Here is a 6,980-nt window from a genome sequence, read left to right on the forward strand (position 1 = left end):
TGCACACTTTCAGAAAGAAAATTGCACTGGACCAAAATCAGCAATCAGGCAAGTTGATCAAACTAGGCTATGACGGCTTATGTCATGCGCTGAGAGACTGTTTCCAGCAGAGTTCGATCCAGAACTTCCAGCCGGTTGTAGCCGGTTTTTATCGCGCCGCTGTCTGATAGGATCTTCAGCGCCCGTCGTACGCTGGACTTTGACATTCCTAATGTTGCGGCCAGATCGCTCTGGCGTAGTTTGATTGTTGCATCATTGGAGCAGAGGCGAAGCAATTGCCGCGCAAGCCTTGTCTCTGGCGCCAGAGATTGAGACTCACCAATGAAGGCAATCAAAGCAAGTATTTGTTTTATTGTCAGCGCGTAAAACTCAGGCCAGAATTCAGGCTGATTTCTCAGCAGACCACGCAAGGCGCGGGCCGGTACGAAAAACAGGTGGCTGTCGACAGATGCCACAAGATTGAACGGCCGGGGTATCCCCGGCAGAAGTGAACCGTGCCCGATCCATGCTCCGGGATTCAACCTTAGCGTCACGACGTCCTCGACGTCTTCAGGAGCAAATTCCAAATCCAGCGCGCCTGTACCGATTCCGTACATCCCATCCGTTTCGTCACCGTCCCGAAACAGTGTAGTCCCGGATGACAACTCCAACCATCTTCCGTTTTCGACAAACCATTGCCGCAGCGCATCCGAACACTCAGGCAGCCATCCTATGGAGTCGAACAAACGCGTGTCTTTGTTCAGGTTTTTTCGCGCATCGGGCATGTGGTGGAATTCATTCAAATCCGTTGTTTAGGCACTGCTACAAAAAAACCGCGCTCGTATCAATTGGATGCAGATCGAAAGGACAAATTGGGCCATTTTGTGGATTGTGCCATTTGGACACTTTGATCTGACGCGGGTCGGTATAAGGGCTGCAAAAGAGTGGAGTGAGCAGCCGACCCTCGGAGGGCTTGCTTTTGAGGTGCTGAGTGGATGGCGACGGGCTTCGGCTCGTCGCTTAATCTCGGGTCGGAAATTTGTTTTGAGCCAGACCCAATTGCGTTCCGGACATCTACACTTAGCGGTAACATCACGAATGAGGTTGAATATGGGCATTGTAAATTGGTCAACTGCACTAGGGCTCTGTATGGTTCTGGCGAGTGAAGCAGCTGCGGAAAACCTTCTGGAAGGGCTGAAACACGGTGCCGAAAAAGTCGGAACGTCGATTGAAACCGGCTTTGAACATGTCGGCGATGCCGTCGATTCCACCGTCGATCTGGTGACAAACGAAGCCACACCGGAAGAGACACGGGCAGAGCTGGATCAGATGGCTGTCGAAGTGATCAACCGGCTGAAAATGCAAAACCCGGATGCGGCAGCTCTCTTTGAAATCAGCGCCGGTTACGCTGTCTTCGACACCCGCAAGATCACCATCATGCCCGTCACCGCCGGATATGGTCGTGGTATTGCCATCTTGCGCGAGGATGGATCCGAGACGTACATGAATATGGGGACCGGTGGTGTCGGCGCCGCGTTGGGCCTTGGCGGGTTCGAGGCGCAGATTGTCATCCTGTTCGAAACGCCCGGTGATTTTATGAAGTTCATCAATGACGGCTATGACGCGACCGCAGAAACCGGCGCGATGTTCGGAGAGGAAAAGACCGGTGAAAACATCCGGTTTGTCGATGGTCGGACTTTTTTCGTGCTGACAAAAAAGGGCTGGCGCGTCGCAGCAAATGCCACTGGAACCAAGTATTGGCGGGCACCAGAACTGAACTGACTGCGACGTGCGGCGATTGAGCATCCCAATTGGACTTGGCCGGCGCTATGAGCAAATTTGACAGATGAGTTCAAATGAACAATTTTTCCTTGCCCAAAAAGCTATGGTTTCAAAAACCGGGTGGTTGTCAGGGGGATGGCGCGACCTTTTTGAAAGGGCGATCCGAGAGAGAACATAGAGCCACCACTCAAGAAAATTGAAGCAATTAAGCTTGGAGCGCACCGCACTATGAGAAAACTAGTTTGGGCCGCGTTGTTTCTGACTACGGCCCCTGTAGCTGCGCAAGAAAGTGTCGAGGCGGTCAGTGCAGATGAGATTGTGCTTTTGACGCAAGCGCAACTGGAAGAACTTCTGGCACCCGTCGCGCTCTATCCCGACACAATTCTCATCCAGATTCTGGTCGGAGCCACGGCACCGGACGATGTACGTTCCGCTGATGCGCTGATTTCAGAGAACGCTGTCTCTACCCCGGAAGAATTCAAACCGATCATTGAAGCAGAGGGTTACGACGCGTCGGTCGAGGTGCTGGCAGAAACCTTCCCAAGCGTTGTCACCGGAATGGCCAACCACATGGATTGGACACAGGCTGTTGGCATTGCGATGATCAACCAAACCGATGATGTCATGGACACGGTTCAGGTGTTGCGGGATCAAGCAATCGAGGCGGGGGCACTGATCGAAACAGCTGAAGGAGAGCCGGTCCCAGACGAGGTGCCTCAGGTCGTCAGCCGAGACGCAAATGACAACGTGGTCATCGTCCCCTCAGACCCTGAAGTCGTCTATGTTCCTCAGTATGACCCTCAGATAGTATATGTTGAAGACAACAACGATCCAAACTGGGAGGACTGGCTGGTCTCGGGCCTGTTCATCTGGGGAGCGTTCACCATCATCGATGATATCTTTGACGATGATGATGATTGGTATGGCTACTGGGGATGCCGAAATTGCGGTGGTTGGAGCAACGGGCCCATCATCTGGAACCCAGATGTGGATATCGACATCGACGGGGATGTGAACATCGGCAGTTGGAATGGTGAGCGGTTCAACGGTGGGCATCCGAGTATTGATAGGGACGGCGACATTCAGATCGGGGACCGCACGCTAAACAATGTCAATATCGACGTCGGGGACAACACCCTGGTGCGGCGCGACGGCGACCGGGTTGGAAACGGCAATCAGGATTTCTCGATTGGCGGTGACCACATTGCTAACCTTCAAAACAAAGGTGGCGACCGAACAAATATCGACCTTGTTGGGGCGTCGACCCGGCCTGATGCGGATGGTGTGAACCGCGATGCTCTGCGCGAAAACCTTTCGGAACAGACTGGAGCTCAGGATATCAGTCGGCCCGAGGCTGCAGCTGTTGCAACGGTCGGGGCTGCCGCGCTGAAGGGCCGAGGGGAAACATCTAAAGCACCTGTACAACGGCCCGCTGAACCCAAGAAACCCGTGTCAAAGGCACAGGCCAGCAAGCCCGCAGCAAAGAAGAAACCAGCCTTATCGAAACAAGCCACAGGGTCACGGGCCAAAGCTGCGTCCAACCGAGGCGGTGGCAAAATGCAGACAAAAGGGGGAGGACGCCGGAGATGAAAGCTATGAAACCTTTATTAGCTCCTGCCTTTTTTGCGATCAATTTGTTTACGCAAGGCGCTTCCGCTCAGGACGTCCCTGTATACCTGACCCCACAGGCCGCACTTGACGCGCTGGTACTGGCTATGGAAACCGGAGATCCTCTTTCGGTACTTGAGGCAATTGATCCGGACGCTGGCGATTTGCTGGATGCACCTGAAGAGACAAAGCGGGACTTCATGAATGAATTCCTGACCCTGTTTGACGAGGGCTGGCGCTTTGTGCGGCACGAGGTTGGATATGTCGCAATCGAACTGGGGGCTGACGCCTGGCCGTTTCCAATTCCCCTTACAGCTTTCGATGGTGGATGGATTTATGATGCCGAAGAAGGCCGCGCGGAAATCAATGCCCGCGCAATCGGTTTAAACGAACTGGCCGTGATCGAACTGCTGCGCGGCTATCACGCGGCGCAAGCAGCCTATCGCAGCGCTGATTTTGACAGCGACGGAGTACGAGAATTCACCCCTCATCTGATTTCGACCGAAGGAACGAAGGATGGACTGTACTGGCCAGGTGGAGGCAGTTTGGTCGGCCCCGCTGCGGCCTCTGCCAGCCTGGATGGAATAGAAGGCGCAGACCATTCTCCATTATTGGGCTACTATTTTCGGATTTTGACATCACAAGGACGATCCGCTCCCGGAGGCGCGATGGACTATTTTATCAATGGGCACCTGCTCGCTGGCCACGCCCTGCTTGCGGTGCCAGCCGATTATGGCGTCAGCGGCACTCACACATTTATCATAAATGAAGCTGGTGCGATTTGGGAGGTTGATCTGGGGCCAGAGACACTGGATCTGGCGTATGATATCCATTCTTTTGATCCCGGATCGGAATGGGCGAAACTGGGTGATTGAAACAGGGTACGTTTGGCGCGGCGTTGATGTCTGCGTCGATCATTGGTTGGTAATCCAAGCATACCGCTGACACTTCGCCGAGCGTTTGCTGGATCGATGCATGCTTCACAGATTCAAAAAGGCGCGCATTGTAACTACGCTGTGGCTTGGGCCGTCCGCGTTTGTGTTTACAAAGAAAGTGGCGTGTTGCCGCAGATACCGCTGGAACGAAGTATATGCGGCCACCGGAGCGAATTTGACCGCCAGTTAGAACCCCTCAGCGAAACCATTCAGGATTTTTGTTTGCCGGGCAGTTTCAAACAGGGCACATTGTGACCACGCCATCGCGTGAGCGTTGGATGTCGGTGTTCCCGAGCTTTTCCCTTCGCACAGCGCATCGCGATAGCCGATCCATGCTCGCTGCATATTCGTCATAGCCTCAGTCGCGGTCCTGCTGCCTGCGGCAAGATCACTACGCGCATCGTTTTCGCGGGCCTGTTCCAAGGCTTTGTCATAGGCAATATTGAGCCACTTGTCCCAAAGCTCATATTCCGCGTCATAACACTGGATCGCAGCAATCTCGTCGACTGCGCTACTCTCACAGTCCTCTGCCATCTCGCCCGGTTGCACGTCTTTTGCAAACGCCATTGATGACCAAAAGCCCAATACCAAAATTGTACTCAGTGTCTTCAATTCAATTCCTCCGCCCGGAAAAATCCAAGTTCATTAGACTGATTCGATTTTCAATGACCGGTCAGAACCAGTGTGTTCACCGGCATAAGGATCAATCTGAGGCGCAATCCCGCCGCATGGACCACCCCGATCGTATCGACGATGTGCAGGACTGCGCGCTCGCCAAAACTCAGGTTTTCATCTTCCAGTTTCTTGTGGTTGTCAGTGTACACATTCGCAAGGCATGTGCTGCCCGGCGGTATCTTGTCTGCCTGCCCTACATAGAGCGGTTCAAGATAGACCGTGATCGCACCTGGGGCCTGATTGGTCTGGACGTCGCGCAACTCATCGCTGGGACGAATTTGGCCTGAGGGGATCACATCCTGAACGGCGACGACAACAGCAGGAACCACTTTGAAAGGGTTGGTCATGCACCCGATTTCTCCGATCATGCCGGGTTTGATGACTTGAGCCGCCATCTGATTAAATCCAGCCTGAAATCGGTCATGTCCTGAATGAGAAGGTACAAGTATGCCGGCCGGACGCCTCACAGGGCTGACGTAGTCACCGACCTGCAGGCCGAATTGTTCGACACGTCCGGTGACACCAGCAACGATGAGGGTTTTCTCCAATTCGGTGTTAGCAGCATCCAGTTGAGCCACGGCGCTGGCCATCTGGGCGGGGATCAACTCGTCGATCTGTTGGCGTACCGCTGCCTTGTTTGCCTGGGCGGCCAGCACTTGAGCTTCGCGTTCGGCCACCTGGTTTTCCAATCGCTCAATCTCAGCCAAACGAACCGCACTCGAACCCTCGTCGCGCAGTGTTTGGTTACGTTCTAGATCTTCCACTGCCTGGGCGAGTGAAGCCTGCGCACCTGCAATTCCGGCATCTGCCTCAGCAAAATCAGTCTCGGCCACTTTTAGGGATGCTTGAACCTGCGCAACCATAGCGTTTGCTGCTTGCACCTGAGCCTGCTGAGACGCGTCGTCCAGACGAAATATTGGTTGCCCCGCAGTGACAAGTTCGTTGTTTACCACATAAATTTCAGACACACGTCCGCCCGCCTGCGGCAGAATGGTTACCGTCCGAAAAAACGAAGCGACGTGGGCTGTTGCCGGGTGAAAATAGAAAAGCGTCGTGATTATTGTTAATGCGAGAACCGCACAGGCCGTTATCCCCCATCGGAGCTCATACCACATGGTAAAAAGTGTGATCTCGTGCCCGATCCTTTTCCCTTGTACGAACCGACGGAAGAGATAATCGGGAAGGATCGTGATCAACGCGCTGATCATTGTCTCAAGCATGTCTTAACAGTCCTTGCTTGATGGTTCAGCGTCTTCCATTGCGTCCCGATCACGTTGGGGTGCCAGAGATCGGATAGCCTCGGCAATCGATCTCAGCGGCGCGGCGAAATCGGGGACCTGGAAACCTGCCACAAGGATTGCGGCAATCCAGAAGATTCCGTTGTGTGTAAACAATGCCAGTAGAGCCAGAATTCCAACCAACTGGAACTGCGGGTGGTTTGTCTCATGAGCCATGTTTTCCGGGATAGAATGCAACGTGAAATACGCGACACCGATCAGGAGAATGGCGGCAATAGTCATCACCAACATGACGTTGAACAAATAGTCACCACCGTCCGCAGCAACGACATAACGCGGGATGTGCTCCGGGGCCATCGGATGTATTGTCGGGTTTGCCAATGTGATTTCCTTAAATAATGCGCCTGTAGAAGAACCGTTTCGACCGACTATATCTTTGAAAAATTAGAGACGGGTGCCCGGCCTGTGCGAAAGGGAGATAGCAAGAACAAGGTTTGGGCAGGCGTAGATATCCAGCCATGCCGGGTTCGCCATTCTCGGATATGGATTGCTCATAAAGAAGGACCAGTTCCAAACTCTTTTGACTCAAGCCGCTGAACGGCGGTGCTGCCGTCAAAGGCGCGTTGAGTACTAAATCGGTTTTAGGAACCAGAATTGTTCATTTGACGCATTCTGGAACTTTTCCTTAGGTTCCAGACTCATTGATTTACAGCCAGAATAGGACCGTTGCAGCGAGAGCGATGGCCGAGAGGAATACCTTTGG

At 53.5% G+C, this 6,980-nt stretch carries 7 protein-coding genes; 3 read left to right on the forward strand and 4 right to left on the reverse strand.

Going from position 1 to position 6,980, the window contains the following annotated elements; all coding sequences use genetic code 11:
• Nucleotides 1-77: 77 nt before the first annotated feature.
• Entirely contained in the window at nt 78-764 is a 687-nt protein-coding gene (locus tag AC2FJ5_RS16130) for a Crp/Fnr family transcriptional regulator (RefSeq protein ID WP_496794013.1), read from the reverse strand.
• A 325-nt stretch (nt 765-1,089) separates the two neighbouring features.
• Here AC2FJ5_RS16130 and AC2FJ5_RS16135 point away from each other — a divergent pair, with 325 nt between their 5' ends.
• The 3 genes from AC2FJ5_RS16135 to AC2FJ5_RS16145 all read left to right on the forward strand — a co-directional run bounded on the left by AC2FJ5_RS16135 (nt 1,090) and on the right by AC2FJ5_RS16145 (nt 4,244).
• Nucleotides 1,090-1,761: a lipid-binding SYLF domain-containing protein gene (locus AC2FJ5_RS16135; protein WP_496794014.1), complete on the forward strand. Its 672-nt coding sequence runs from the start codon at nt 1,090-1,092 to the stop codon at nt 1,759-1,761.
• Between the two features lie 228 nt (nt 1,762-1,989).
• Complete coding sequence (locus tag AC2FJ5_RS16140) at nt 1,990-3,351, forward strand: DUF3300 domain-containing protein (protein ID WP_496794016.1); 1,362 nt, start codon at nt 1,990-1,992, stop codon at nt 3,349-3,351.
• Between the two features lie 5 nt (nt 3,352-3,356).
• Nucleotides 3,357-4,244, forward strand: a complete 888-nt coding sequence (locus tag AC2FJ5_RS16145) for a DUF2950 family protein (RefSeq protein ID WP_496794017.1) — start codon at nt 3,357-3,359, stop codon at nt 4,242-4,244.
• Nucleotides 4,245-4,490: 246 nt separating this feature from the next.
• Here the strand turns inward: AC2FJ5_RS16145 and AC2FJ5_RS16150 are convergent, their stop codons facing one another.
• The 3 genes from AC2FJ5_RS16150 to AC2FJ5_RS16160 form a co-directional block, all read right to left on the reverse strand.
• Complete coding sequence (locus AC2FJ5_RS16150; protein ID WP_496794018.1) at nt 4,491-4,871, reverse strand: lysozyme inhibitor LprI family protein; 381 nt, start codon at nt 4,869-4,871, stop codon at nt 4,491-4,493.
• Nucleotides 4,872-4,966: 95 nt separating this feature from the next.
• Entirely contained in the window at nt 4,967-6,199 is a 1,233-nt protein-coding gene (locus AC2FJ5_RS16155) for an HlyD family secretion protein (RefSeq protein ID WP_496794019.1), read from the reverse strand.
• Nucleotides 6,200-6,202: 3 nt separating this feature from the next.
• Complete coding sequence (locus tag AC2FJ5_RS16160; protein WP_496794021.1) at nt 6,203-6,574, reverse strand: hypothetical protein; 372 nt, start codon at nt 6,572-6,574, stop codon at nt 6,203-6,205.
• Nucleotides 6,575-6,980: the final 406 nt, after the last annotated feature.

Source organism: Ruegeria sp. CDSA221 (assembly GCF_059611825.1).

Coding starts and splice junctions, on each gene's coding strand:
- AC2FJ5_RS16145 (WP_496794017.1), top strand. CDS start 3,357: ATGAAACCTTTATTAGCTCCTGCCTTTTTTGCGATCAATTTGTTTACG.
- AC2FJ5_RS16160 (WP_496794021.1), bottom strand. CDS start 6,574: ATGGCCCCGGAGCACATCCCGCGTTATGTCGTTGCTGCGGACGGTGGT.
- AC2FJ5_RS16155 (WP_496794019.1), bottom strand. CDS start 6,199: ATGCTTGAGACAATGATCAGCGCGTTGATCACGATCCTTCCCGATTAT.
- AC2FJ5_RS16150 (WP_496794018.1), bottom strand. CDS start 4,871: ATGGCGTTTGCAAAAGACGTGCAACCGGGCGAGATGGCAGAGGACTGT.
- AC2FJ5_RS16130 (WP_496794013.1), bottom strand. CDS start 764: ATGCCCGATGCGCGAAAAAACCTGAACAAAGACACGCGTTTGTTCGAC.
- AC2FJ5_RS16135 (WP_496794014.1), top strand. CDS start 1,090: ATGGGCATTGTAAATTGGTCAACTGCACTAGGGCTCTGTATGGTTCTG.
- AC2FJ5_RS16140 (WP_496794016.1), top strand. CDS start 1,990: ATGAGAAAACTAGTTTGGGCCGCGTTGTTTCTGACTACGGCCCCTGTA.